Origin of the sequence: Curtobacterium sp. YC1 (assembly GCF_016267665.1) — a bacterium.
In the GTDB taxonomy this organism is placed as follows: Bacteria; Actinomycetota; Actinomycetes; order Actinomycetales; family Microbacteriaceae; genus Curtobacterium.
The window spans coordinates 2,160,208-2,186,127 of record NZ_CP066341.1 but is presented as its reverse complement, the minus strand read 5'-3'; the positions used below and the strand labels follow the sequence as shown (position 1 = coordinate 2,186,127).

The window sequence follows — 25,920 nt, the reverse complement described above, 5'->3', positions numbered from 1 at the left end:
GCCTTGCTAGGATTCCCCGGTGCAGATCCGCGAACTGAAGATCCCTGGCGCGTGGGAGTTCACGCCCGTCCAGCACGGCGACGCACGAGGAGCGTTCCTCGAGTCGTACCGCGCCGACGTGGTCGAGGAGACCGTCGGGCACCCGCTCGACCTCCGCCAGGTCAACATGTCGATCTCCGCCGCCGGAGTCGCGCGCGGCATCCACTACGCCCTCGTCGCGCCGAGCCAGGCGAAGTACGTCACCGCCGTGCGCGGGGCCTTCATCGACTACATCGTCGACATCCGCGTCGGCTCGCCCACGTTCGGCCAGTGGGACTCGGTCCGCATCGACGACGTCGACCGCAAGGCCGTCTACCTGTCCGAGGGGCTCGGGCACGCGATCGTCGCGCTCGAGGACCGGTCGACCGTGAGCTACCTGGTCAGCGCGCACTACGACCCCGAGCGTGAGAAGGGGATCACGATCCTCGACCCGACCGTCGGCCTCGAGCTCCCCGAGGGCATCGGCGAGCCGGTGCTGTCCGAGAAGGACACGACCGCGCCGACCCTCGAGGAAGCTGCGGCCCAGGGCCTGTTGCCGACCTACGAGGAGTGCATCGCGTACACCGAGTCGCTCCGGACGAAGAAGTAAGGGGAAAGCGATGAAGGGCATCATCCTCGCCGGCGGTTCCGGCACGCGCCTCTGGCCCATCACCAAGGGCATCAGCAAGCAGCTCATGCCGATCTACGACAAGCCGATGGTCTACTACCCGCTGTCGACGCTCATGATGGCCGGCATCCGCGAGGTCCTCGTCATCACGACGCCGGAGTACAACGAGCAGTTCAAGGCCCTGCTCGGCGACGGCTCCGCGCTCGGCATGGAGATCCAGTACGCCGTGCAGCCCTCGCCGGACGGCCTGGCGCAGGCCTTCGTCATCGGTGAGGACTTCATCGGCGACGACAGCGTCGCACTCGTCCTCGGCGACAACATCTTCCACGGCACGGGCCTCGGCACGAACCTGCGGAAGAACACCGACGTGCAGGGCGCCACGATCTTCGCGTACCACGTGGCCGACCCGAAGGCGTACGGCGTCGTGGAGTTCGACGACGACTTCACCGCCGTCTCCATCGAGGAGAAGCCGGCCGAGCCGAAGTCGAACTACGCCGTCCCGGGCCTGTACTTCTACGACAACAAGGTCATCGAGATCGCCAAGACCATCGAGCCGAGCGCCCGCGGCGAGCTCGAGATCTCCACGGTCAACGAGCGTTACCTCGAGGCCGGCGAACTCGGCGTCCAGGTCCTCGACCGCGGCACCGCCTGGCTCGACACCGGCACGTTCGAGTCGATGATGCAGGCGTCGGAGTACGTCAAGGTGATCGAGGACCGACAGGGCTTCAAGATCGGCTGCATCGAGGAGATCGCCTGGCGGAACGGCTGGATCGACGACGCGCAGCTCGCCGAGCTCGCCGCGCCGCTGGTCAAGGGCGGCTACGGCGTCTACCTGCAGCGACTCCTCGGCGCCTGACCCGCCGGTGGCCCTCTTCCGTCGTGGCCGTCGCCGTGTCGACACGGCCGGTCCCGACGTCGCCCGGGAGGCCCGCCCCGCGTCCCCGACGTCGACGTCGGTCGTCCCCGTGACCGGGTCCGCGGACCCGCTGCCGCGGCTGGACCACGACGTCACGGTGCTCGTCACGACCCGGTCGGACCGGCACGCCGAGGTCGCTCGGCTCGTGTCGGTCGCCCGCGGCGCCTTCGGCCGTGCCGTCGACGTCCGCGCGGTGAGCTACGTGGCGGACGCCTCGCCGATCGACCCGTTCGGCCGGCGGCTGCCCTGGGTCCGCCCCGAACCCGTCGACGGCCTCGGCCCGGCGATCAACGCCGGTGTCGCCGGCGGCGTCGGCCGGACGCTGGTCGTGCTCGACACCTCGGTGTCGGTCGAGGTACCGACGCTGCACGCCCTCGCGGCGGCCGGCTCGGTCGCGCAGGCCCGGGTCCGGATGCCGGACGGCACGCTGCGGGGCGGTGCCCGGCTGCTGCGCCCCGGCGCCCTGCCGTGGTCGGACGACCGCGCGGACACTGCGACCGACGGTGCCATCGTCTTCGCGGCGGACCAGCCGGTGCTCTCGGTGCCGGGGGCGGCGCTGGTGCCGGCACCGGGCCTCCCGGACGAACGCATGACCCTGACGGCCTGGAGCCGCGCGGTCGCCGACGTCGACGGCGGACCGGTGCGCGTGGTCGGCGAGGCGACCCGCTCGGTCGAGGCCGGGCGCACGGTCGACGCCGCGACCGTCGACGCGTTCGCGGCCTGGCGTGATCGCGAGTCGGACGGGGACGGGGTCGACGCCGGCGCGCCCCTGCCACCGTGGGGCGCCCGTCCGGTGCGGCCCGCGCGCCGGTCGGCTGCGACGGACGACCACCTCACCTGGTCGCTCAAGATCGCCGCGCCCGCCGGGGCAGAGGGCGACGGCTGGGGCGACGTGCACTTCGCCGCGGAGCTCGCCGGGGCACTCGAGCGGCTCGGGCAGCGCGTGCGAATCGATCGGCGGGACGCCCACGTGCGGGGGGACGACGCCGCCGACGACGTGACGCTCGTGATCCGCGGGCTCGACCGGGTGCCGCCGAACCCCGCGTCGGTGAACCTGCTCTGGGTGATCAGCCACCCCGACGACGTGTCCGACACCGAACTGCGGTCCTTCGACGCGGCGTTCGCGGCCGGACCGGTGTGGGCGGACGCCGCTGCTGCGCGCGCGGGCGTTCCCGTACGTCCCCTGCTGCAGGCGACCGACCCCGCGGTGTTCCACCCGGGGGCGCGCTCGGCCACGAGTGCCGATGCGGACCGCGTCGTGTTCGTCGGCTCGACCCGGGGTGCCCGACGGCCGGTGGTGGCGGACGCGGTCGCACTCGGCGCGGACCTGCGGGTGCACGGTCCCGGGTGGGAGCAGCTCGTGCCGCCGGAGTCGCTCGGCGGAGCGTCGCTCTCGCGGGACGCCGTCGCGCAGGCGTACGCCTCGGCTCGGGTGGTGCTGAACGACCACTGGCCGGACATGGCCGACGGGGGCTTCGTGTCGAACCGGGTGTTCGACGTGCTGGCGTCCGGGGGCGTCGTCGTGACGGACCCGGTCGCCGGGCTGTCCGACGTGCTCGACGTCCCGACGCTGGCGGTGGCGGGGTCCCGCGACGAGCTCGGTGTCCTGCTTGACCCTTCGCACCCGTGGCCCACCGCTGCCGAGCGGGCGTCGGTGGCTGCACGCATCGCCGCCGAGCACTCCTTCGACGCCCGGGCCGCCGTGCTCGTCGCGGCGGCCCGTGCCGAGCGCGCCCGCCTGCACCGCTGACCCGCTGCCCGCCCGCCCGCGCCCGCCGCACAACCGGAGTGCATCCGAGCCGCGCGATCCCGCGGTTCGCGTGCACTCCGGTTGTGCGGGACGCGATCGATCCGGGGCTTTCGAAGCCACGCCCGACGCGCGCCCCGCTGCGGTCGTTGCGCCCCGAGGGGTCGGGGCGCGATGCCCGTTCGGGGGCGCGACGCGGAGGAGCCGCCGCTGCATCGCACAATCGGAGTGCGTCCGAGCCGCGCGATCCCGCGGTTCGCGTGCACTTCGGTTGTGCGGAGCGCGATCGCACCGGGGCCTCCGCACCACGCCCGACGCGCGCGCCCCGCCACAGTCGTTGCGCCCCGAAGAGTCGGGGCGCGATGACCGTGCGCGGGCGCAACGGCAGATGCGCACCGCAAACCCGCGCCTCCGCGCCCCCGCGCCCCCGGGCTACTTCCGCGTCACCCAGCGGGCGCGGAGCGACAGGCCGGCGTGCAGGGCCACCCGGAGGGGCCAGAGCCACCACGCCCGGTACTTCCGCGACAGGAACCGGTAGGCGCTGCGGTGGTGCTCGATCTCCATCCGGCGCCGGTTCGACGACGTCGAGTGCGCCCCGGTGTGCGTCACCACGGCGGTCGGCACGTACACGTTCGCCCGACCCGAGCGGCCGACGCGCTGCCCGAGGTCGACGTCCTCGAAGTACATGAAGTACGACTCGTCGAAGCCGTCGAGCTCGCGGAACAACGACGTGCGGATGAGGAAGCACGCGCCGGAGAGCCAACCGGCCTCGCGCTCGACGACACGCGTGGTCGACCAGTACCGCTGGCTCCACGGGTTCGCGGGCCAGAACCGCGAGAACGCCGCGTGCCCGAGCCCGGTGCGCAGCGAGGGGAGCTGTCGGGCGGACGGGTAGGTCTCGCCGTGTTCGTCGAGGATCCGGGGTCCGAACGACCCGCCGGACGGCAACCGGTCGGCAGCGGCCACGAGTTCGTCGATCGACCCGGGCGCGAGCACGACGTCGGGGTTGGTGACGAGCAGGAACTCCGGGCGGACGTCGGGCAGGACGTCGTCGAGTGCCGCGAGTGCCGCATCGATGCCGCCGCCGTACCCACGGTTGCCGCCGGAGGACACCACGACGGCGCCGTACGACTCACCGATCGCCCGGAGTGCGTCGATGTCGGTCGAACCGTTGTCGGCGATGACGACGGCGACGGGCTCGGTGGACGCCGCCGCGATGCTCGCCAGGAAGGGCCGGATGGTCTCGCCGGTGTTGTAGGTGACCGTCAGCACCGCGACCCGGGTCACCGCACACCCCGACCGACGGACTCGTACGCCGCGACGTGCACGGCGGCGGTGGCCTCCCAGGTGAACGAGGACGCCCGGGTCAGCGCCGCCGCACGGTGCGACGTCACGAGCGACGGGTCGTCGAGCAGCGTCGTCATCGCCGCGGCCAGCGCGGTGGCGGACGGCTCGCTGTAGACGGCCGCGTCGCCACCGACCTCGGGCAGCGACAGCCGCCGGGTGGTCAGCACGCACGCGCCGGACGCCATCGCCTCGACGACCGGCAGGCCGAAGCCCTCGCCGAGCGACGGGTACACGACGAACTCCGCACCGCCGAGGTAGCCGGCGAGGTCCTCGAGGGGCAGGTACCCGGCCTCGATCACGTGGTCGTCGGGCTGCAGGGCGTCGAGGCGTGCGACGGCCGACTCGTCCCAGCCGCGGGCCCCGGACAGCACGAGCCACGGGGTCTCCGCGCCGGCGGCCGCACGCGCGGCGCGCACCGAGGCGTACGCGTCGAGCAGCGCCGTGACGTTCTTGCGCGGTTCGATCGTGCCGAGGAACGCGATCCACGGCGCGCCCTCGGGCAGGGTCGCGGCGATCCGGGCGTCCTCGACCTCGGCCGTCGTCGGCTCGTGGAACACGGCCCGGTCCACCCCGAGCGGCGCGACCCGCACCTCGGCGCGGATGCCGCTGACGACCCGTGCGGCCTCGGTCGCGGTCGCCTCGCTGGGCACGACGACGACGGGCCGGGTGCGCAGCGACCGACGGCTCCACCAGGTGAAGAACGTGCGCTTCAGGCGCGAGTGCCACTCCGGGTTCGAGAAGAACGTGGCGTCGTGCAGCGTGACGACGGATCCGCCGCGCCAGCCGAACGGGAACGTGTAGTGCGGCGAGTGCAGCACCGCGGCGCCGAGTCGACGCCCGAGCGCCGGCAGCCCGGTCTGCTCCCACAGGAAGCGCAGCGGCACCGAGTCGGTCCAGCCCGGCGCGGTGTGCACGGTGGCGTGCGGTGCGAGGGCGCGGAAGTGCGCGGCGTGCACGGGACGGACGACCAGGTGCACGTCGAGCGTCGGGTCCGTCAGGTGCGACACGACCCCCTCGACGTAGCGCCCGACGCCGCCGAGCGCCTGCGGGACCGCGGTGCCGTCGACCAGGACGGTGAGCTGCGGCACGCGGTGGTCCTTCCGGGCGGGGACGTCGAGACCGGGTTCGTCGACGGGGGAGTGTCCAGGATAGCCCGCGGCGCTCATGCGCCCGGGTCCACGGTCCGGCGCGGGACGGACGCGCGACGCGTCTCGTGGAGCCGGCGCGCGAGGTGCGCCGGGAGGGTCCCGACGACGTCGGCGAACGCTGCCAGGACGAGCCGGGCCTCCCGTCGGGTGGAACCGGAACGCAGTCCCACCAGGCCGCGGAGCAGGGTGCGGGCGCTCGCCCGCAGCGCGGTCGGCCAGGGCGCGTGCCAGAGCGCGACGACCATCCGGTTGCGCGCGTTGCGGAAGACGAACAGGTCGCTCTGCACGCCGGACGACGCCGAGTGGTCGTGCTCGACCACGGCGTCCGCGGCGTGCTCGACGCGCCACCCGCGCCGGCGGAGCCGCCAGGCGAGCTCGGTGTCCTCGTAGTACATGAAGAGCGACTCGTCGAGCAGACCGACGTCGTCGAGCGCTGCACGTCGCAACGCGGACGCGCCGCCCGAGAACCCGAAGACGTCGACGTCGGCGACCCGGTCGGCGGGGGCGAACCAGTCGCGGTCCATGCCGTTGCCGTCGCGGTCGACGCGGACGCCGGTCGAGTTGAGCCGGACCTCGCCGTCCGCGGACGGCGTCCACAGGTGGCCGTCGTGGTCGCGCAGCACGCGTCGGCCGGGTACCGGCGTCGCACCGGCCGGGAGGCCCGTCCAGCGTCCGGCGAGCACGATGCGGCCCGTCACCGCGGCCACCTCGGGCGCGGCGCGCGCCAGGTGGTCACGGAGCGCCCGGACGAAGCCCGGTGCGGGCACCGCGTCGTTGTTGAGGAGCACGACGACGTCGGCGTCGGTGTGCCGGATGCCCGTGTTGGCGCCCGCGGCGAACCCACCGTTGTGCTGCCGCGTCAGGACGGTCGCCTCGGGCAGCTCCCGGCGCAGCACGGCGACCGAGTCGTCGGACGAGCCGTTGTCGACGACCACGACCTCGTCGGCGGTGCCCTCGGCGAGCACCGCGCGGACGGCGGCGGTCGTCAGGTCGGCGCGCTCCCAGTTGACGACGACGACCGCGGTGCGCGGCGTGCCGTCGGCCGCGCTGCCGGTGGCGCCGTCGGCCGGGTTCAGTCGAGCTCCTCGATCGAGGGCTGGGCGTACACGGTGCCGACGGCGTTGCCGAACGAGGGGACCTCGAACGAGTCGCACTCCGGCATGTCGTGCAGGTGGCGTCCGGCGGAGTCCATCATCGAGACGTTGATGAAGTACTTGCCGGTGCCGAACGCGGTGTCGGCGATCCGCATCCGCAGCTTCCGGCGCCCGTGCAGGGGCTGGAGGGTCTGCTCCATGATGCCGGTGGTGGTGCCGTACACGACCTGGCCGGACGCGTTGTTGATCTGGACCGCGGCCTCCCAGTCGGTGATGCCGTCCAGGTGCTCGAACTCCATCTCGACCACCAGGTCGTCGCCGGGCAGGACCTCGGCGCGGGGGGCCTTGCCGTCGACGTGGACGCTGGCGCCGAGGACCTTGCCGCGGCCCACGGCGACGTCGGTGCTCGACTCGCCGAGCCGGCGTTCCTCGAGGACCTCGCGGAACTTGCTCACCGCGGCCACCGGGTCGCCGTCGTGCAGCACCGTGCCCTTGTTGAGCAGGACCACGCGGTCGCACATCTCCTGCACCTGGCTGAGCGAGTGCGTGACGATGATGATCGTCTTCCCGGCCTCCTGGAAGGTGCGGATGCGGTCGAGGCACTTGCGCTGGAAGGCCTCGTCGCCGACGGCCAGCACCTCGTCGACGAGCAGGACGTCGGGGTCGGTGTGCACGGCGACGGCGAAGGCGAGTCGCACGTACATGCCCGACGAGTAGAACTTCACCTGGGTGTCGATGAAGTCGCCGATGCCCGAGAACGCCAGGATGTCGGCGAACTTCTCGTCGGTCTGCTTCCGGCTCAGGCCGAGCAGGGCTGCGTTCAGGTAGACGTTCTCGCGGCCGGACAGGTCCGGGTGGAACCCGGCGCCGAGCTCGAGCAGGGCGGCCAGGCGGCCACGGCGCGAGACGGTGCCGGACGTCGGCTGGATGATGCCGCCGATCGCCTTGAGCAGCGTCGACTTGCCGGAGCCGTTCTGGCCGATGAGCCCGACGGTCGAGCCGGCCTGGATCGACACGGTGACGTCGTTCAGGGCCCAGAAGTCCTGCCGGTGCTTGCGGCCCGCGCGGCCCAGGGTGACGATGCGCTCGCGCAGCGTGTTGTCCTTGCGGACGGTGAAGCGCTTGCGCACGTGGTCGACGACGATGACGTCGGGTCGGTCCGCGGTGCCGTCGGTGGTCGCCGGTGCGACGGGGGTGCTGATGGCCATGGTCTAGAGCTCCTGCGCGAAGTTGCCCTGCAGGCGGGAGAAGATCCGCTGCGCCCCGATGAGGAGCAGGACCCCGATCACGAACGCGATCGCGAGCCGCAGCAGCAGGTGCGACGGGTACGCCACGTCGGCCGGGTCGTGCAGCCAGATCGCGTTCTGCATGCCGAGCACGGCCAGGGTGAGCGGGTTGTTCGTGTAGATCGCGAGCAGCCAGTCGACGTTCAGGCGCGCGACGACCATCGAGTACGAGTAGACGATCGGCGACGCCCACAGCAGCACCATGAGGCCGACGTCGATGACGAACTGCACGTCGCGCAGGTAGACGTTGAGCGCCGAGAGCACCAGGCCGATGGCCGCGCCGTACACCAGGATCACGGCGAGCGACGGGATCAGGTAGAGCAGCCCCTCGTGGAACGGGAACACCCCGATGACCACGGTCGCCGCGAGCAGGATGGCGAACTGGATGGTGAAGTTGACCAGCGCGGCGCCGACGCTCGCGAGCGGGAACACCTCGCGCGGCACGTAGACCTTCTTGATCAGGCCGCTGTTGCCGACGATCGAGCTGGTCGACCCGGCCACGATCTCGCTGAACAGCGTGTACGCGGTCAGTCCGGTGAAGACGTAGATCGCGAAGTTGTCGATGCCCTTCGCGGCGCCGAGCACCTGGCCCATCACGAAGTAGTAGATGAGCAGCTGGGTCAGCGGGCGCACGAGCGTCCACACGAACCCGAGTGCCGAGTCCTTGTACCGCGCCTTCAGGTCGCGGCGGACGAGCATGCCGAGCATCTCGCGCTGCCGGAAGACGTCGCGCAGCTCTCGCCAGGTTCCTCGGAAGGCGCTCGTCGGGGCGCCGATCACGACGAGGGGTTCCTTGGCGAGCGCCGTCATGCGGGCTTGATCGACCATGTGTCTCTTCGTTCGTGGGGGCAGGACCGGAACAGCATACTCACCGGGCCCGCGCGACGGGGTTGGACGACGGCCGTCGTGCACCCCGAGTGGGGGTGATTCCGGTCGATCCAACCCTCAACCTTGACTTTCGAGTTACCGTTGTCGCAACCCGGACCCTTGTCAACTCCCACAGGACGGCCCGTCAGCATGCTCCTCGCATCCAGGCCGATCGCTGCGTTCGCGGTGGTCGGTGCACTCAGTCTCCTCGTGGCCGGCTGCTCCGGTGGTGGCGACGACGCCACCCCGACGCCGTCCGCGTCGACCTCGCGCACCGCGAGCCCGGCACCGACCGACGACGCCGCGACCGCCGAGCCGAGCGCCTCGGCACCGACGTCCGACGACGGCGCCGCCGAGCCGGACGACGACGACACCCCCGGTCCGTTCCCCGGATCCGGCGCGACGAACGAGCCGGACGCCGACCCGTCCGACTTCCCGGCGACCGCGGTCGTCACCTACGCCGGCTGGGACACCGGCTCGAAGACCCTGCAGGCCGGCGGCCTCGTCTCCGGCACGACGGACACCAGCGGCACGTGCACCTTCACCGCGGAGCAGGGCGGAGTCTCCCGCACCGCGACGAGCTCCGCCGAGGCGAGCGCGTCCTCGGTGAACTGCGCGCAGGTCGCGTTCCCCGCGTCGCAGATGCGCAGTGGCACCTGGGACGTCACCCTGACCTACGCCGTCGGCTCCGCGTCGACGACGTCCGACCCCCTTCCGGCGGAGGTGCCGTGATGCGCTCGACCCGTTCTCCCCGCAGGGGACTCCGGAGTTCCCTCGCCCTGGTGGCGTCCCTCGCCGTGGCGGCGAGCGGGCTGACCTTCGGCACCGTGCTCGCCGAGCAGACCACCACCCAGACGGCCTCGGCCGCGGTGGCCTCGGACTTCGACCCGGGCAACATCATCAGCGACGCGGCCTTCTACAACGGCTCCGCGATGAGCGCCACGTCGGTGCAGTCGTTCCTGGACAGCGTCGCCCCGAACTGCCGACAGCAGAGCGGCGGTCCGGTCTGCCTGCAGGACTTCTCCCAGAACGTCAACACGATCGGTGCGGTCTCCGGCCGCTGCAAGGCCATCGCGGGCGGCAAGAAGTCGGCGGCGACGATCATCGCCCAGGTCGGCGCCGCGTGCGGCATCAGCCAGAAGGCGCTCCTCGTGCTGCTCGAGAAGGAGCAGGGCATCGTCTCGACCTCGCGGCCGACCGCGTGGATGTACCAGCACGCGACCGGCTTCGCCTGCCCGGACACCGCACCGTGCGACCCGGCCTACCGCGGGTTCGCCCAGCAGGTCTACGCGGCGGGGCTGCAGTTCAAGCGCTACCAGGCCACCCCGACCTCGTGGGCGTACCAGGCGGGCCGCACCAACGCGATCCTGCTCAACCCGAACGCCGCCTGCGGTCGGAAGAACGTCTACATCAAGAACCAGGCCACCGCCGGGCTGTACATCTACACCCCGTACACGCCGAACAGCGCCGCGATGTCGAACCTGTACGGCTCGGGTGACAGCTGCTCGGCCTACGGCAACCGCAACTTCTGGCGCATGTACACCGACTGGTTCGGCTCGGCGACCGGCAACGGCAGCCCGACCGGCGACGTCGACTCGGTCACCGCGACCGCGACCTCGACCCTCACCGTGAAGGGCTGGGCCGCCGACCCCGACACCACCGCGCCCCTGCGCGTCGCCTTCTACGTCGACGGCGCCGGCGAGAAGACGGTCACGGCGGACAAGACGCGCAGCGACCTGGCCGGCACCCTCGGCGCGAACAACACCAAGCACGGGTTCGAGGCCGAGCTGACCGGGCTGAGCCTCGGCAAGCACTCCGTCTGCACCTACGCCATCAACCAGGGGCGTGGCGCGAACACGCTGCTCGGCTGCTACACCCGCACCGTCACGAGCGCGCCGCCGAAGGGCGTCCTCGACTCGGTGACCGGCGGTGCCGGCACCATCTCGGCGAGCGGCTGGGTCCTCGACCCCGACTCGTCCAAGCCCGGCGCGTGGAAGATCCTGGTCGACGGCGTGAGCAAGGCCACCGGCACGGCGGACCGCACCCGCACCGACGTCGCGAAGGTCTACCCGGGCGTCGGCACCACCCTCGGCTTCGCGAAGACGATGGGCGGCATCACCGCCGGCAAGCGCGCCGTGACGCTGTACGTGCAGGACAAGCCGGGCACGAAGTACGTCAAGGTCGCGTCGAAGTCCGTCACGGTCACGCCGCCGACCACCGGGAAGACGGGCAAGACCGGCTCGGTGCGCGGCTCGTACGACTCCGTCACCGGCGGCGTCGGCACGGCCACGGTGCGCGGCTGGGCGATCGACCCGGACGTCTGGGACCCCGTCAAGTACAAGATCCACGTCGACGGCGTCAGCACGGACAGCGGTGTCGCGGACGCCACCCGCACCGACGTGCAGGCGAACCACCCGAACTGGGGTTCCGACGTCGGACTCACGCTCCGGCTCACCGGCCTGAGCGCCGGCAAGCACACCGTCCGCGTCTACTTCCAGGACCTGCCGAGCGGCAAGTACGTCAGCTTCGGCACGAAGACCGTGACGGTGGCGAGCGCGACGACCGCCCCGCCGACGTCGGGGGACACCGGCAAGACCGGCAAGACCGGCTCGGTGACGGGCGCCTACGAGTCGGTGACCGGCGGCGTGCACAGCGCCACGGTGCGCGGCTGGGCGATCGACCCCGACGTCTGGGACCCGGTGGCGTACAAGATCCACGTCGACGGCGTCGCGATCGCCCCGGGCGTCGCGAAGGCCAAGCGGACCGACGTCGAGGCCGCGCACCCCGCGTGGGGCTCGGACGTGGGTCTGTCCCTGACCATCCCGGACCTCACGGCCGGGACCCACACCGTCCGGGTGTACTTCCAGGACCTGCCGAGCGGCACGTACAAGAGCTTCGGCACGAAGAGCGTCACGGTGACCGACCCGCCGACCACCGGCAAGACGGGGAAGACCGGCTCCGTCACGGGCAAGTACGAGACGGCCACCGGCGGCAAGGGGACCATCTCGGTCGCCGGCTGGGCGATCGACCCGGACGTCTGGGACCCGGTCAAGTACAAGATCCACCTGGACGGCAAGGCGGTCTCGCCCGGCACCGCGAACGCGATCCGCACCGACGTGCAGGCCGCGCACCCGGACTGGGGCTCGGACGTCGGCCTGGCGCGGACGTTCACCGGCCTGTCGAAGGGCACGCACACCGTGCGCGTGTACTTCCAGGACCTGCCGAGCGGCACCTACAAGAGCTTCGGCACGAAGACCGTCACCGTGCAGTAGACGGTCACCACACGACGGACGGGAGGCCCGGTACCAGCTGGTACCGTCCCTCCAGTCTCGGCCGTCACCCCGCTGGCGCGGTGCGCCGGTACCGGCTGGCGGGGCCCACCTCCCGTCCGTCCTGGGCTGCGTGACCGGCACGCGGATCGTGAGCAGGAACGGTCGGGTCCGGCGGGCGGACTCGACCGTTCCTGCTCACGAAGCGAGCCGCGACGACCGCCGTCAGCGGCGCGCGCGCCGCGCCATCAGGCCCACGCCGTGCAGCAGCCGGTACTCGGGCGACCGGGTCAGGCCGTGGAAGCGGGCCGCGATCTGGTCGCGCTCCGCCTCGGCCGCGCGCCGCGCGGTGTCGTACGCACCGACCTGCTGCTCGGACGCGACCAGGCGCGCGTTGATGTCGTGCACGCCGGCCAGGTGGACGTCACGGTCGTGCTCGGCCTGCCGGAGCGTCTCGCGCTGCGCGGTCGCCCAGCGCAGGAACGCCCCGCGCTCGCCGGTCCGGCCGGAGGCCGCGGTGACGGCGGCGTCGAGCGACGGCCCCACCTGCTCGGCGCGAGCGGTGAAGGAGTGCCGCTCGACCACCACGGCGCGCAGGCGGTCGACCAGGGCGGTGCGCTCCTCGCGCGGCATCGCGAGCGCCCGCTCGAGCGAGGCCGCGTCGTCGAAGACGGGCACCTCGGACAGGCCGAGCTCGTCGAGTCCGAGCGCGCAGTCGGTGACGGGCAGCGCCCCCGAGGCGAGCGACTCGTACAGGCGGGAGTTCAGGGTGCCGTACTCGGCGGCCGGCGCGATGACGTCGTCGACGACGAACCCGGCGGCGCGGTAGACCTCGGGCAGGGCGAAGTACGACACGGCGGGGCGGAGCTCGACGCCGGCGGAGGCCTCGACGTGGTCGACGTTCGCGGCGAACCACACGATCGGCTCGGCGGGGGCGACCCCGGCCAGGACGTCCTGCACGCGACGGCGGACGCCCCAGAAGTTGACGGTCGTGACCGCGCGGTCGGTGCGCTCGCGCGGAGCCGGTGCGTCGGTGGTGAAGAGCTCGGTGTCGACGCCGATCGGCACGACCTCGACGGGGCCGGAGTAGGTCGCGGCGACCGCGTCACGGGCGATCCCGGACGAGGTCCACACGGCGTCGAACTCGTCCAGGTACGGCAGGGCCGCCCACTTCGCGGTCCAGTTCCGCACCCACGCCACCAGGGCCGTCGCCGCGGGCACGTACCCGGGCACGAACGACTCGATCATGCTGACCACGACGGCGGTGTCCGCGGGGACCGCCTCGCCCCAGCGCTCGAGCGGCCACATCGCGACGCCCCAGCCCGCGGCGCGGAGCGCGCGAGCCAGGCCGAGCGCGACGAACAGGTCGCCCTTGCCCTCGTCCGGGTCGGCGGTCGACACCGCGAAGCGGATCGTGCCTCGGGGCCCCTCTGCGTGCTCGCCGGCCGCGATGGCCGCGTACTCCTCGCGGAGGGGGGAGGACATGGGGGTGCTCGGGATCACGGCGGTCACGCACGCCATTCTGCACGAATCGTCGCCCGCCACAGGGGAGTGGCGGGGCGCGCCTTGTAGGGTGTCATCGGTCCGCGGCACCCCGCGGCCGAGCCATCGACCCGCGCTCCGCGCGGCAGCTGCTGGAGGAACCCGCGTGACAGAGCGCAAGCCGGGAGTCGTGTCCGTCATCCTCGTGAACTACAAGGGCACGGACGACACCCTGACGAGCATCGCGGAACTCCGCAAGCAGGACTGGCCGCAGGACAAGCTCGAGGTCATCGTCGTCGAGAACGGCTCCGGCCCGGAGCACCTCGGTCGGCTGCAGGCCTCGGAGCTCGACTTCACCCTCATCGACGCCGGCGCGAACCTCGGGTTCACCGGCGGCTGCAACCTCGGCGTCGCGAAGTCCTCCGGCGAGGTCGTCGCGTTCCTCAACAACGACGCCCGTCCGGACACCGGTTGGGTGCGCGAGGCGATGGCGACGTTCGCGTCCGGTGCCGACATCGGCGCCGTCGCGTCGAAGGTGCTCGACTGGGAGGGCGTCAACGTCGACTTCACCGAGGCGGCGATGACCTGGTACGGCATGGGCTACAAGCCCTTCGCCGGGTCCCCGGACACCGGCCGCTGGGAGAGCGAGACCGACGTGCTGTTCGGCACCGGTGCGGCGATGTTCATCCGCGCCGAGCTCTTCGAGCAGCTCGACGGCTTCGACGACCGCTACTTCATGTTCTACGAGGACGTCGACCTGGGCTGGCGCCTCAACCTGCTCGGCTGGCGCTTCCGGTACCAGCCGAAGTCGGTCGCGTTCCACAAGCACCACGCGTCGATGAACAAGTTCGGCGACTTCCGCGAGACCTACCTGCTCGAGCGGAACGCGCTGTTCACGCTCTACAAGAACCTCGGCGACGAGCAGCTCGCAGCCGCCCTGCCCGGGTCGCTGGCCCTCGCCGTCCGCCGTGCCGTGGGCCGCGGGGAGCTCGACTCCACCGAGCTCGACCTGCGCAACCCGGGTGACGACAGCGTGCCCACGATCCCGGTGCCGAAGACGAGCATGGCCGGCATCTACGGCGTCGACCAGTTCGTCGAGCAGCTGCCGTCGATGACCGAGTCGCGTCGCGCGATCCAGGCCACCCGAGTGCGCTCGGACCGCGAGCTCCTGCGCCTGTTCGGCAACCGCGACGAGCCCGCCTACCCGATCGAGAACTACCTGGCCGGCTACGACAAGATCGTGCACTCCCTGGGCGTGCTCGAGGTCGGCACCCGCCGCCGCGTGCTCATCATCACGGGGGACTCGATCGGCGCGAAGATGGCCGGCCCGGCGATCCGCGCGACCCAGATGGCGAAGCAGCTCGCGTCCGAGCACGACGTGCGCGTCGTCAGCCTGACCCGCTCGTCGCAGATCGACCCGTCCTACGAGGTCGTCACGGTCCCGCACCGCCACCCGCGCCAGATGGTCGAGCACGAGGGCTGGGCCGACGTCATCATCGTGCAGGGCCACGCGCTCCGGCTGTTCCCGGTGCTCGAGTCGACGAGCAAGATCCTGGTCGTCGACGTGTACGACCCGCTGCACCTCGAGCAGCTCGAGCAGGGCCGCAGCGACGACGTCGACAAGTGGAACCGCCAGATCCTCGACGCATCGGACACCCTGAACCACCAGCTCGAACTCGGCGACTACTTCATCTGCGCGTCCGAGCGGCAGCGGATGTTCTGGCTCGGCCAGCTCGCCGGCTCCGGCCGCGTGAACGCCCGGACCTACTCGCGCGACGCCGACCTGCGCTCGCTCATCGGCGTCGTGCCGTTCGGCCTGTCCTCGACCCCGCCGGTGCACGACCAGCAGCGGGTCAAGGGCGTCATGCCCGGCATCGGCAAGAACGACAAGCTCGTCGTCTGGGGCGGTGGCATCTACGACTGGTTCGACCCGATCACCCTCGTCCGGTCGATCGCGCAGCTCGCCGAGCACCGTCCGTCGGTCAAGCTCTTCTTCATGGGCGTGCAGCACCCCAACCCCGACGTGCCCGAGATGGACATCGTCGCGAAGGTCCGGGCCGAGGCCGACGCCCTGGGCCTCACCGGCAAGCACGTCTTCTTCAACGACCAGTGGATCCCGTACGAGGAGCGCGGCGCCTACCTGCTCGAGGCCGACGCCGGCGTCTCGACGCACTACGAGCACCTCGAGACGACGTTCTCGTTCCGCACCCGCATCCTCGACTACCTGTGGGCGCGCCTGCCGATCGTCACGACGGCAGGCGACTCCTTCGGCGACCTGGTCGCCGAGGAGAAGCTCGGCATCGCGGTGCACGAGCAGGACGTCGACGGCCTCGCCGCGGCGCTCGAGACGGCGCTGTTCGACAAGAAGGCCCGCACGCAGTTCATCGCGAACGTCGACCGCGTGCGCGAGCAGTTCACGTGGGAGAACGTCCTCGCCCCGCTCGTCGAGTTCTGCCGCAACCCGATCCGCGCGGCGGACAAGTCGGTGCGCGACACCACGACGACGCTCGCGCCGCACACGATGCGCGTGCGGGTCCCGGAGCGCAAGAAGCTCTCCGGCGTCCGGTACGACCTCGGCCGCGCCGTGCACTACCTGCGCACCGAGGGCCCGCGCAGCGTCGCCGGCAAGGTCAAGCGGCGACTCAACCGGTGACCCCGGGCGAGACCACGGCCCTCGTCATCGTCCCGACGTACGACGAGGCCGAGAACATCCGGACCATCGCGTCCGCCGTCCTGACGGCGTCTCCCGGCGTCCACCTGCTCGTGGTGGACGACGGGAGCCCCGACGGGACGGGCGACATCGTGCGAGCGATGGCCGCCGAGGACGACCGGGTGCACCTGCTGCAGCGCGCCGGCAAGCTCGGCCTCGGCACGGCCTACGTGGCCGGCTTCCGCTGGGGTCTGGAGCGCGGCTACCCGCTGCTCGTCGAGATGGACGCCGACGGCTCGCACCCGGCTGACCGGCTGCCGGCCCTCATCGACGCCGTGGCGTCCTCCGACGACGTCCAGCTCGCCATCGGCTCCCGCTGGGTGCCGGGGGGATCGGTCGTCGACTGGCCGCTGCGTCGCCAGGCGCTCAGCCGCGGTGCGAACACCTACGCGCGGTGGGTGCTCGGCCTCGACGTGCGGGACATCACCGCCGGCTACCGCGTCTACCGTTCCACCGCGATCGCGCGCATGGACCTCGGTTCGGTCGACTCGAAGGGCTACTGCTTCCAGGTCGACATGACCCTGCGGGTGGACGCCCTGGGTGGCCGCATCGTCGAGGTGCCCATCCGCTTCCGCGACCGCGTGCACGGGGTGTCGAAGATGAGCCGCTCGATCGTCGTCGAGGCGATGCTCCGCGTCACCCAGTGGGGGCTGCAGCGCCGTCTCGGGCGCCGCACCCGCCCGTAGCGCTCGCGCTCGCTCGCTTCGTGAGCAGGAACGGTCGGGTCGCGTCCGTGTGGGCGACCGTTCCTGCTCACGATGCGCGGGCCCGGAACGTCCGGCGTGACGGCCTGGAGGCGCGGTGCGGGGCCGTGACGGGCCTCCCGGCCGTCTGTGGGTCGCGCGCAGCGCGCGCTACGAGCGCGGCAGGTGCCGCCGCCACGACCGGCGTCGAGCGGCCACCACGAGCACGGTCACGAAGAACATCAGGCCGGCCCCGTGCAGCAGGTAGCTCTCCGCCGTACTCGTCACGGCCAGCAGCACGAGCACCGCGGCCGGCCACACGTACGCCACCCCGGGGAACGTCGTCGCCGTCACCCAGGCCCGGGCGAACGCGAGCAGCGCCGTGACGCCCAGGATGATCGTGCCGGCGAACCCGATCTGCAGCCAGGCGTCGACGAACGCGTTGAGCCCCGAGGTGAAGCGTGCCCCGGCGGGGTCGATCAGGGTGACGTAGGGCACCACGGGCTCCGTGGGCCAGGTGCCCACCCAGCCCCAGCCCTGGATCGGGTAGCGCTCGACGAGCACCCGGATCTGTGACCACAGGTCGGTGCGGGTCGCCGTGCCGCCCGCGGCGCCGATCTCGGCGAGCAGCCGACCACGGGCGAGCACCGCGACGACCAGCGTCAGCAGCACCGCCGCGCCGAGCACGGCGTTGACCACCGGCCGTGTCGCCGGTCGCGCGTGCCGGAGCGACCAGAGCGCCAGGGCGGTGACGGCGAGGGCGATCATCGCGAGCCCGGTGATGGGGGACTGCACGAGCATCAGGGCGATGACGGCCAGCGAGGTCGACGCGACGGCGCGCCACACCGTGACCGACCGCGTCAGGAACTCGACGACGAAGGTCACGAGCGCCATCGCCGCGATGAACCCCATGAAGTTGCGCGTGCCGCCGATGCCCTGGATCGGCCCGCCGTAGGCGATGTCGCCGCGGATGCCGAACGCCGGGAACGGCACGTCGAGGACCAGGCCGGACAGGACCTCGAGCCCGAGGGCCGTGACGAGCAGGATGCGGAACGCGTCGCCGGAGGCCCGGATCACCTGCACCAGGTCGCGGCCGAGCGCCAGGTACAACCCGAGCCCGATGAAGCAGACGGTCTGCACGAGGCCCCGGAGCGCGAACCAGGAGTACTCGCTCCACAGCACGCTCAGGGCGCAGTACCCCACGAACGCGAGCAGCGACAGGGGCAGGACCCCGTGCCACTCGATGCGGTAGCGCTGCCCCAGCAGGCTCAGCCCGGCCAGGACGAACAGCGTCAGGAGCACGGCCCACGTGCCGGCCCGGCCGACCAGGGCCTGCACGGTCGGCTGTCCGAACCCGAACAGCACGATGACCGTCGCGAGCGCCTGGCTGAACCGTCCACCGGCCGAGAAGCCGATCCAGGCGGACAGGTACCGGCGCCCGAGCACGTGTCTGCTCACCCGGCCGTCCGTCACCCGTCCATCTTGGCGCACGACCCCGGGACGAGCCGACCACATCGCGGAGTGGCTGTATCGACGATGCGCGATCTCAGAACTATCCTCACCGGATGGACCTCGTGCGCAGGGTCGCCGGCGTCCCCCTCGTCGCGCTCGTCCTCGGTCTGCTCGCGGCCGCCCTGGCCTGGTACCGACTCGGCCCCGTGCCCCGGAACACCGTCTGGGCCGAGGACGGCGGCGTCTTCCTGCGCGAGCGCATCGCGATGGGGCCGATCGACACCCTGCTGCACCCGTACGCCGGCTACGTGCACCTGGTGCCGCGGCTGGTCGTCGACCTCGGCTACGCGCTGCCGGCGGCCCGCTACGCCCAGGTCGTCGCACTGACGTCGTGCCTGCTGGTCGGCGGGGTCTGCGCGCTGGTGTTCGTGCTGTCCCGCGACACCGTCCGTCCCGCGTCGCTCCGGGTCGTGCTCGCCGCGGTGCCCGTGGTCCTGCCGCTCGCACCCCGCGAGATCAGCGGCAACGCCGCCAACCTGCACTGGTACCTGCTCGTCCTCGTGCCCTGGGTGTTCGCGTACCGGGCGCGTTCGTGGTGGGGAGCCGCCGCGCTCGCCGTGGTCGCGGGGGCAGCCGTCCTCACCGAACCGCTGACCGTCCTGTTCCTGCCGCTGCTGCTCCTGGCATGGGCGGCGCCGGACACCGACCAGACCGGCCGGCACCGCCGCCTGCTCGCCCTGCCCGTCACCGCGACGGCGATCGTGGGGCTCGCCGTGCAGGGGACCACGACCCTGACCAGCCCCCGTGCGCTCACCCCCGTGGTGCCCGCCCTGCGCGACGTGCTGGCGGGCTACCTGCTCCGACCCGTGGCCGGCTCGTGGGACCCGCACCTCGGCGCCGTCCTGAGCGCCGTCGTCGCACGCGGCTGGGCGGTGGTCCTCGTCCCCGCCGTCGTGCTCCTGGTCGTCCTGGTGGCAGCTGTCGTGGTCGCCCCGACACGCACCCGGTGGATGGTCGTCGCGCTCACCCTGGCGTCCGTCGCCGTCTGGGCCGCCGCCCTGGTCGCCAACGGCGGCTCCGGCACCCGCTGGTCCGCCCCGGTCGCCGCGATGGCCGGCCCGCCGCCGCAGCGCTACGCCGCGGCCGCCGGCCTGCTCCTGGTGAGCGCCGTGGTGGTCGCCGCCGCCGCGCTCGTCGACTCCGGACGCTGGTCGCGTGCGGCGCGACGGACGGGAGGCGCGGGTCGCCTGGTCGGGGCGCTCGCCGGCTGGTGCGTGGTCACCGCCGTCGTGGCCGCTGCCGTCCTGCACGTCGCCCCGGCGGACACGCGGCGGAGCGACGGACCGGTGTGGGCCGAGCAGCTGCCCGCGGCCGCGGAGGCCTGCCGAGCGGACCCGACCCTGCAGGTCGCGCGGGTGCGGTCGAACCCGTGGTCGTCGCCGGTGGCCTGCGCGTGGTTGATGCGCTGACCGGGTAGCCGTGGGTCGAGGGCGCGCTCAGCCCTCCGTGCCAGCAGCCCGGGTCGCCTTCCTCGCCCGGTGCGCCGCCGTGTTCGTGCGGTTGCTGCAGCGCACACTGCAGAACCGTCTCGAACCGTTCTTCGAGAGGTCGACGAGTCGCCCGTCACAGTCGGTGGCGGCGCACGCCCGGAGCCGTCGGGTCCGTCCGGAGCGGACGACGTCCACCAGGGCCATCGCCGCTTCCACCGCGATGCGGTCCGCCAGCGCCGTGTCCGCGGACGTCGCGTGGAGGTGCCAGTCCGTTCCGTCGTGCCGCGTCAGCCGCGGCCGCGCATCCCGTGTCGCGAGGACGTCGTTGACGAACGTCACCATCTCGTCCGGGGGGAGGGTCCAGGCCGACCGCAGGAGCGTGCGCACCGATCGGACGGCATCGAGTTCGGCGGCGTCCCCGTCGACCCGTCCGGAGAACCGGAACCGGTCGACGAACCCGGCGAGCTGGCCCGGGTCGGCGATCTCGTCACGACCTGAGGGCGACGCACCGGCGACGGTGTTCATCAGCGCGACGTCGAACGCGAGCGCCTCGTCCGTGTCAGGGGCAAAGAACATTTTGACTCCTTACGAATGCCGAGCGTACCGTCAGGGGCAACAGCCCGTTCAATCATGACGTGAGGTGCTCATCGTGACACGGACACCGCGGTCGACGGGGCTGCTCAGCGCCGTGGCGGCCGCCGTCGCCTTCGGGTTGTCCGGCCCGTTCGTCGAACCGCTCCTCGACTCCGGGTGGACGCCGGGCGCAGCGGTCGCCGTCCGGGCGGCCATCGGTGGGATCGTGCTCCTCCCGTTCGCGGTGTCCACGCAGCGGGGCCGGTACCGGGCGCTCTGGGCAGCGCGGTGGCGGGTCCTGGCGATGGCCGCCCTCGGGGTCGTCGGCACGCAGCTGTGCTACTTCTCGGCGATCGAGCACATCCCGGTGAGCACCGCGATCCTGATCGAGTACACGGCCCCGGTCCTCCTCGTGCTCACCGGTTGGGTGCTCCGGCGTCGCCGCCCGGCGGCGGTCGTGCTGATCGGCGCCGGCACGTCGATCGCCGGGCTCCTGCTCGTGGTGTCACCGAGCGGGCAGGCGCTCGATCCCCTCGGCGTGCTCCTGGCTGCCGGGGCGACGGTCTGCCTCGCCGTCTACTTCGTCGTCTCGGCCGGCACGCCGGGCGACGTCTCGAGCGTGGCGTTCGCGGCTGCGAGCCTGCTCGTCGGCGCCGCACTCCTCGGCGTCCTCGGCGTGCTCGGGGTCGTCGAGCTCTCCGCTGCCGTGACGCCGGTCGAGGTCCTCGGCCGGCAGGTGCCCTGGTGGCTGCCGACGTTCGTCATCGGACTCGTCGCGACCGCGTTCGCGTACGCCACGAGCATCGTCGCGTCCCGGCTCCTCGGGAGTCGTCTCGCCTCGTTCGCCGGTCTGCTCGAGGTCGTCGCAGCAGCGGTGTCGGCCTGGATCCTCCTCGGCCAGACGCTGGCGGCGCTGCAGCTGACCGGGGGACTGCTCGTCCTCGTCGGCATCGCCTTCGTCCGTGCTGAGCGGGTCAGCGGGAGCGGCGCCTCAGCGTGAGCCGGCCCAGCGGAACGCACGCGCCGCGGGCGGCGTCCGGGGGCCGTCACCGGCCGAGACGGGCTCCTCGCCGGTCAGCACGATGCGGGTCTTGATCGCGAACAGGGCGAACAGCACCCAGTTGCCCTGGTAGAGCAACCGCGACTCGGCCACGGACTGCACCAGCAGGGCGACGACGACGAGCAGCGGCAGGAGCGACACCGGGTCGAACGTGCGCGGGCGGAGCGCCGCGTCGTACCCGATGCGGGTGGCGCAGGCCCACGACCGCGAGAGCGTGGTGACGACGTAGACGGCGAAGAGCACCAGGCCGACGATGCCGGTCTGCATCCAGACGTCCAGGTAGGCGTCGTGCGCCTGCAGGTAGACGACGCCCTTGCGGTGGGCGAGGTCGGCGAGGGTCGGGATGCCGGGCCACCAGTAGCCGATCCAGCCCCACCCGACCACGGGGTGCTGGTCGATCAGTCCGAGCACCTTCGCCCAGATCTCGCCCCGACCGGTGGCGTCGGAGCCCTTGCCGAGCAGCTCGGACACCGGGCCGCGCAGCAGCACGCCCGCCACGGCCACCACGGCGGCACCGGCGGCGAGCAGCAGGTAGCGCGGCGTGCGGCGCTCGGTGGGCACCCGGCGGATCGCGACGGCGGCCAGGGCGACGAGGACGACCACCAGAGCGGCGGCGAGGACCGTGGAGGAACGGGTCAGGACGAGCCCGAGCCCGGCGACGACGAGCCAGCCGATCGCCTGGTTCCGACGCAACCGGCCCTCGGCGAACTGCACCGCCACGACGATCGCGACCAGCAGGGCCACCATGGCGAGCAGGTTCGCGTTGCCCGGCAGCCCCTGGATCCGGCCGCCGGTGAAGAGCTCGGCGCGTGAGAAGTAGAACGCGTCGGGGATGTCGGCATCGCCGTAGTCGGTCCAGATCGGCGCGATCGGGTGCCGCACGACCACCGCGACGACGGCCTCGAACAGGAGCGAGAGCAGCAGGACCCAGCGCAGCGCCAGGCTCAGTGCGTCCGCGATCCGGCGCCACGTCAGGGTCGAGGCGATGGCGAAGGCCACCGCGGTACAGACCACCTGCACGAACAGGCTCGGAAGCGTCGCGAACCGCCAGTGCGACCAGATCAGCGTGACGAGGCACCAGCCCAGGAACGCCCACAGCGCCCACGGGGTGCGCACGAGCGGCGGCTTCGCCCGGACCAGCACGGTGACGCCCCACACGGCCACCGCCGCCCACAGGAACCCGGCGCCGACCCAGGTCAGGGTGTTCGGCACGGCGTCGCCCGCGAACAGCACGAACAGGGTGGTCGCCCCGAAGGCGAACGCCTCGCGCTCCGGTACGGTCCCGCGTGCCAGCGGCCAGGTGTTCGTCACGACGCCAGGCTACCGGCCGGTCGCGGTCAGCAGGAGTCCCGTCGGCAGCGCCGGTAGGCTCTCGCCCATGTTCCTCGGCATCACGAACACCCCCCGCGACTACGCATGGGGCTCGGTCACGGCGATCCCGGAGCTCCTCGGTCGCACCGTCACCGGCGCCCCGCAGGCCGAGCTCTGGCTCGGCGCGCACGCCGGCAGTCCCAGCGTGGTCGTCAACCCGGCCATGGTCGGCGGCGCGGACACCCTGCGTGACTGGATCGCCGACGAGCCGGAGACCGCGCTCGGCGCCGACCGCACCGGGCTGCCCTTCCTGCTCAAGGTGCTCGCGGCGGCGGCCCCGCTCTCGCTGCAGGCGCACCCGACGCCGGAGCAGGCGGAGGAGGGGTACGAGCGCGAGGAGCGTGCGGGCGTCGCGATCGACGACCCCGCCCGGAACTACAAGGACCCGTTCCCCAAGCCGGAGCTCGTCGTCGCGCTGAGCGACCGGTTCGAGGCGCTGAGCGGCTTCCGTCCGGTCGAGGAGACCCTGGCCGAGGTCCGTGCCCTCGACGCCGGCACCGGTCGGCTCGGGCCGCTCGAGGTGCACCTGCTGCACGGTCTCGAGGACACCGTCCGGTGGCTCGAGACGGCCGACGAGTCGGCGCTCGCCGTGGTGCAGGCGGCCGGTGACCTCGCTGCCGCGACGGACGAGGACCACCTCACCCCGAACACCCGCACCGTGCGTGACCTGGCCGCCAGCTGGCCGGGGGACCCCGGGATCGTCGTCTCCCTGCTCATGCACCGCGTCACGCTGTCCGCCGGTCAGGCCATGTACCTGCCCGCCGGGAACATCCACGCCTACCTCGACGGCCTGGGCATCGAGCTGATGGCCCCGTCGGACAACGTGCTCCGCGGCGGACTGACGCCGAAGCACGTCGACGTGCCGGAGTTGCTGCGGGTGCTCGACTTCACCGCGTACCCGGCGCCGGTGCTCGAGCCGGAGCACGTCGGACCCGGCGTCGACCGGTTCGCGCCGCAGGGCGTCGGCTTCGCACTGCTGCGGGTCAGCGGCGACGGTCGTCCGGCGGGGCTGAGCACGGGCGGGGTCGCTCCGCTGTCGGGGCCGTCCATCGCGATCTGCACCGAGGGCGTCGTCACGCTCGTCGGGTCGCGGTCGGCGACGCTGCTGCGCAGGGGTGAGTCCTGCTTCATCACCCCCGACGAGGGCGACGTCACCGTCGAGGCGGACTCGTCCGACGGCGTCACCTCCACCGTCTTCATCGCCACCGGGGCCTGACCGAACAGGACCGGCTCGGGCCTCGCCACCGGGGCGTCGTCGTCGTCCGCTAGCGTGGCGACCATGAGTTGGCTGGTCACCGGCGGTGCCGGGTACATCGGGTCCCACGTCGTCCGCGCGCTGCGCGCGGCGGGCATCGACACGGTCGCGTTCGACGACCTCTCGAGCGGCTTCCGGGCCTTCGTACCCGACGACGTGCCGTTCGTCGAGGGCACGATCCTCGACGGCGAGCTCCTCGCGCGCACCTTCAGCGAGCACGACGTCACGGGCGTGGTGCACGTGGCCGGGTACAAGTACGCCGGCGTCTCGGTGGACCGTCCGCTGCACACCTACGAGCAGAACGTCACCGGCACGGCGACCCTGCTCCGTGCGATGGCGGACGCCGGCGTGACGAAGGCCGTGTTCTCGTCGAGTGCCGCCGTGTACGGCACCCCGGACGTCGAGACGGTGGTCGAGTCGACGCCGAAGAACCCCGAGTCGCCCTACGGCGAGTCGAAGCTCATCGGCGAGTGGCTGCTGCGCGACATGGAGGTCGCGGCGGGCTTCACGACGACGTCGCTGCGGTACTTCAACGTCGTCGGCTCGGGGGAGCCGGACCTGTACGACGCCAGCCCGCACAACCTGTTCCCCCTGGTGTTCGACGCGTTGCTCGCCGGCCGCACCCCGCGGATCAACGGCGACGACTACGCGACCCCCGACGGCACCTGCGTGCGCGACTACGTGCACGTGGCCGACCTCGCCCACTCGCACGCCGTGGCGGCCCGCAAGCTCGAGGCGGGGGAGCCGCTCGACCGCGCCTACAACCTGGGCAGCGGCGACGGCGTGAGCGTCCGGCAGATCATGGACGCCATGGCGGCCGGCACCGGCATCGCCTTCGAGCCGGAGGTCGCACCCCGCCGACCCGGCGACCCGGCGCGCATCGTCGCCACCGGCGAGGCGGCCGGACGCGACCTCGAGTGGGCCATGCGGCACACCCTGGACGAGATGGTCTCGAGCGCCTGGGAGGCGCGGCGCCGCGCCTCCTGAGCCGGCAGGACGGGGCCCGCTGTCCCCCGGAAGGTCGACCGACGCAGTGCGACACGCCCAAACGGGGGACATGACACGCCGAAGCGGTCAGTGCCTTCTATGATCCGCGACTTGACTCCAGCGAATGACACCGCTGTAATTACAGGCAACGACGGCAATCCGTCGTGGTTCGTCATCGAGACGTCAGGGGTGATCAGGGTGAACGGTTCCGACTTCCGCGCCGGAGTTCCGGAGGACTGGCACGTCGACCCCGTGGCGCTCGGCGTCCCGGGTGTCCGGCGACCGGACTCCGACGACGAGGAGAACCCGCTCGCGTGGCAGGTCGACTCGCTCTGCGCGCAGACCGACCCGGAGGCGTTCTTCCCCGAGAAGGGCGGCTCGACGCGCGAGGCGAAGAAGATCTGCACGTCCTGCGCGGTCCGTGCGCAGTGCCTCGAGTACGCGCTCGAGAACGACGAGCGCTTCGGGATCTGGGGCGGGCTGTCGGAGCGCGAGCGCCGGAAGCTGCGGAAACGCGCCTGAGCGCCCACGGCGCGC

The 25,920-nt window shown here is 72.3% G+C and carries 21 protein-coding genes; 12 read left to right on the top strand and 9 right to left on the bottom strand.

Annotated features, from left to right (window positions below; translation table 11 throughout):
* Window positions 1–19: 19 nt before the first annotated feature.
* The 3 genes from I8920_RS10215 to I8920_RS10205 all read left to right on the top strand — a co-directional run bounded on the left by I8920_RS10215 (window position 20) and on the right by I8920_RS10205 (window position 3,312).
* Window positions 20–628, top strand: a complete 609-nt coding sequence (locus I8920_RS10215) for a dTDP-4-dehydrorhamnose 3,5-epimerase family protein (protein WP_198656255.1) — start codon at window positions 20–22, stop codon at window positions 626–628.
* A 10-nt stretch (window positions 629–638) separates the two neighbouring features.
* Entirely contained in the window at window positions 639–1,502 is an 864-nt protein-coding gene (rfbA, locus tag I8920_RS10210; protein WP_198656254.1) for a glucose-1-phosphate thymidylyltransferase RfbA, read from the top strand.
* Window positions 1,503–1,611: 109 nt separating this feature from the next.
* A complete protein-coding gene (locus I8920_RS10205; protein WP_198656253.1) occupies window positions 1,612–3,312 on the top strand; it encodes a glycosyltransferase family protein in 1,701 nt (566 codons plus the stop codon).
* Window positions 3,313–3,741: 429 nt separating this feature from the next.
* Here the strand turns inward: I8920_RS10205 and I8920_RS10200 are convergent, their stop codons facing one another.
* Genes I8920_RS10200 through I8920_RS10180 form a run of 5 tightly spaced genes read right to left on the bottom strand, consistent with a single transcriptional unit; the run spans window position 3,742 to window position 9,012 of the window.
* Window positions 3,742–4,596, bottom strand: coding sequence for a glycosyltransferase family 2 protein (locus tag I8920_RS10200; RefSeq protein WP_198656252.1), 855 nt, complete (start codon window positions 4,594–4,596; stop codon window positions 3,742–3,744).
* Entirely contained in the window at window positions 4,593–5,822 is a 1,230-nt protein-coding gene (locus I8920_RS10195) for a glycosyltransferase family 4 protein (protein ID WP_198656251.1), read from the bottom strand. The genes I8920_RS10200 and I8920_RS10195 overlap by 4 nt, the downstream gene beginning before the upstream one ends.
* Entirely contained in the window at window positions 5,819–6,958 is a 1,140-nt protein-coding gene (locus tag I8920_RS10190; protein WP_198656250.1) for a glycosyltransferase family 2 protein, read from the bottom strand. Before I8920_RS10190 ends, I8920_RS10195 begins: the two co-directional genes overlap by 4 nt.
* A complete protein-coding gene (locus I8920_RS10185) occupies window positions 6,877–8,106 on the bottom strand; it encodes an ABC transporter ATP-binding protein (RefSeq protein WP_198656249.1) in 1,230 nt (409 codons plus the stop codon). The genes I8920_RS10190 and I8920_RS10185 overlap by 82 nt, the downstream gene beginning before the upstream one ends.
* A gap of 3 nt (window positions 8,107–8,109) precedes the next feature.
* Window positions 8,110–9,012, bottom strand: coding sequence for an ABC transporter permease (locus I8920_RS10180; RefSeq protein ID WP_198656248.1), 903 nt, complete (start codon window positions 9,010–9,012; stop codon window positions 8,110–8,112).
* Between the two features lie 189 nt (window positions 9,013–9,201).
* Between I8920_RS10180 and I8920_RS10175 the strand changes: the two genes are divergently transcribed.
* Both I8920_RS10175 and I8920_RS10170 read left to right on the top strand, forming a co-directional pair.
* On the top strand, window positions 9,202–9,783 hold the full coding sequence (locus I8920_RS10175) for a hypothetical protein (RefSeq protein ID WP_198656247.1): 582 nt from the start codon (window positions 9,202–9,204) through the stop codon (window positions 9,781–9,783).
* Window positions 9,784–9,833: 50 nt separating this feature from the next.
* Window positions 9,834–12,323, top strand: a complete 2,490-nt coding sequence (locus I8920_RS10170) for a hypothetical protein (protein ID WP_198656246.1) — start codon at window positions 9,834–9,836, stop codon at window positions 12,321–12,323.
* A gap of 222 nt (window positions 12,324–12,545) precedes the next feature.
* On the opposite strand, the gene I8920_RS10165 is transcribed toward I8920_RS10170, so the two are convergent.
* Window positions 12,546–13,832 carry a glycosyltransferase family protein gene (locus I8920_RS10165; RefSeq protein ID WP_198656245.1) on the bottom strand — a complete coding sequence of 429 codons (1,287 nt, stop codon included), beginning with the start codon at window positions 13,830–13,832 and terminating at the stop codon, window positions 12,546–12,548.
* Window positions 13,833–13,968: 136 nt separating this feature from the next.
* Here I8920_RS10165 and I8920_RS10160 point away from each other — a divergent pair, with 136 nt between their 5' ends.
* The gene (locus tag I8920_RS10160) at window positions 13,969–16,455 is read left to right on the top strand and encodes a glycosyltransferase (RefSeq protein ID WP_198656244.1); all 2,487 of its coding nucleotides are present in this window, start codon (window positions 13,969–13,971) and stop codon (window positions 16,453–16,455) included.
* Window positions 16,452–17,198, top strand: coding sequence for a polyprenol monophosphomannose synthase (locus I8920_RS10155; RefSeq protein WP_198656243.1), 747 nt, complete (start codon window positions 16,452–16,454; stop codon window positions 17,196–17,198). Before I8920_RS10160 ends, I8920_RS10155 begins: the two co-directional genes overlap by 4 nt.
* A 168-nt stretch (window positions 17,199–17,366) precedes the next feature.
* On the opposite strand, the gene I8920_RS10150 is transcribed toward I8920_RS10155, so the two are convergent.
* Window positions 17,367–18,653 (bottom strand): O-antigen ligase family protein, encoded by a 1,287-nt coding sequence (locus tag I8920_RS10150; protein WP_198656242.1) that lies wholly within the window; start codon window positions 18,651–18,653, stop codon window positions 17,367–17,369.
* 107 nt (window positions 18,654–18,760) lie between these two features.
* On the opposite strand from I8920_RS10150, the gene I8920_RS10145 reads away from it, so the two are divergent.
* The gene (locus I8920_RS10145; protein ID WP_198656241.1) at window positions 18,761–20,116 is read left to right on the top strand and encodes a hypothetical protein; all 1,356 of its coding nucleotides are present in this window, start codon (window positions 18,761–18,763) and stop codon (window positions 20,114–20,116) included.
* A 27-nt stretch (window positions 20,117–20,143) separates the two neighbouring features.
* On the opposite strand, the gene I8920_RS10140 is transcribed toward I8920_RS10145, so the two are convergent.
* A complete protein-coding gene (locus tag I8920_RS10140) occupies window positions 20,144–20,713 on the bottom strand; it encodes a CGNR zinc finger domain-containing protein (protein ID WP_198656240.1) in 570 nt (189 codons plus the stop codon).
* 73 nt (window positions 20,714–20,786) lie between these two features.
* Here I8920_RS10140 and I8920_RS10135 point away from each other — a divergent pair, with 73 nt between their 5' ends.
* On the top strand, window positions 20,787–21,710 hold the full coding sequence (locus I8920_RS10135; RefSeq protein WP_198656239.1) for an EamA family transporter: 924 nt from the start codon (window positions 20,787–20,789) through the stop codon (window positions 21,708–21,710).
* Here I8920_RS10135 and I8920_RS10130 read toward each other — a convergent pair.
* Window positions 21,702–23,081, bottom strand: a complete 1,380-nt coding sequence (locus tag I8920_RS10130) for an O-antigen ligase family protein (RefSeq protein WP_198656238.1) — start codon at window positions 23,079–23,081, stop codon at window positions 21,702–21,704. The two genes, I8920_RS10135 and I8920_RS10130, sit on opposite strands and share 9 nt — an antisense overlap.
* A gap of 67 nt (window positions 23,082–23,148) precedes the next feature.
* On the opposite strand from I8920_RS10130, the gene manA reads away from it, so the two are divergent.
* The 3 genes from manA (at window position 23,149) to I8920_RS10115 (ending at window position 25,905) form a co-directional block, all read left to right on the top strand.
* A complete protein-coding gene (gene manA / locus I8920_RS10125) occupies window positions 23,149–24,357 on the top strand; it encodes a mannose-6-phosphate isomerase, class I (protein ID WP_198656237.1) in 1,209 nt (402 codons plus the stop codon).
* 63 nt (window positions 24,358–24,420) lie between these two features.
* Window positions 24,421–25,383, top strand: coding sequence for a UDP-glucose 4-epimerase GalE (gene galE, locus I8920_RS10120; protein WP_198656236.1), 963 nt, complete (start codon window positions 24,421–24,423; stop codon window positions 25,381–25,383).
* Window positions 25,384–25,572: 189 nt separating this feature from the next.
* Window positions 25,573–25,905 (top strand): WhiB family transcriptional regulator, encoded by a 333-nt coding sequence (locus tag I8920_RS10115; RefSeq protein WP_442873586.1) that lies wholly within the window; start codon window positions 25,573–25,575, stop codon window positions 25,903–25,905.
* Window positions 25,906–25,920 lie beyond the last annotated feature (15 nt).

Bases quoted from the DNA above. Each gene is read 5' to 3' on its own strand.
- rfbA (WP_198656254.1), top strand. From the start codon at position 639: ATGAAGGGCATCATCCTCGCCGGCGGTTCCGGCACGCGCCTCTGGCCC.
- I8920_RS10195 (WP_198656251.1), bottom strand. From the start codon at position 5,822: ATGAGCGCCGCGGGCTATCCTGGACACTCCCCCGTCGACGAACCCGGT.
- I8920_RS10185 (WP_198656249.1), bottom strand. From the start codon at position 8,106: ATGGCCATCAGCACCCCCGTCGCACCGGCGACCACCGACGGCACCGCG.
- I8920_RS10180 (WP_198656248.1), bottom strand. From the start codon at position 9,012: ATGGTCGATCAAGCCCGCATGACGGCGCTCGCCAAGGAACCCCTCGTC.
- I8920_RS10175 (WP_198656247.1), top strand. From the start codon at position 9,202: ATGCTCCTCGCATCCAGGCCGATCGCTGCGTTCGCGGTGGTCGGTGCA.
- I8920_RS10145 (WP_198656241.1), top strand. From the start codon at position 18,761: ATGGACCTCGTGCGCAGGGTCGCCGGCGTCCCCCTCGTCGCGCTCGTC.
- I8920_RS10140 (WP_198656240.1), bottom strand. From the start codon at position 20,713: ATGTTCTTTGCCCCTGACACGGACGAGGCGCTCGCGTTCGACGTCGCG.
- manA (WP_198656237.1), top strand. From the start codon at position 23,149: ATGTTCCTCGGCATCACGAACACCCCCCGCGACTACGCATGGGGCTCG.
- galE (WP_198656236.1), top strand. From the start codon at position 24,421: ATGAGTTGGCTGGTCACCGGCGGTGCCGGGTACATCGGGTCCCACGTC.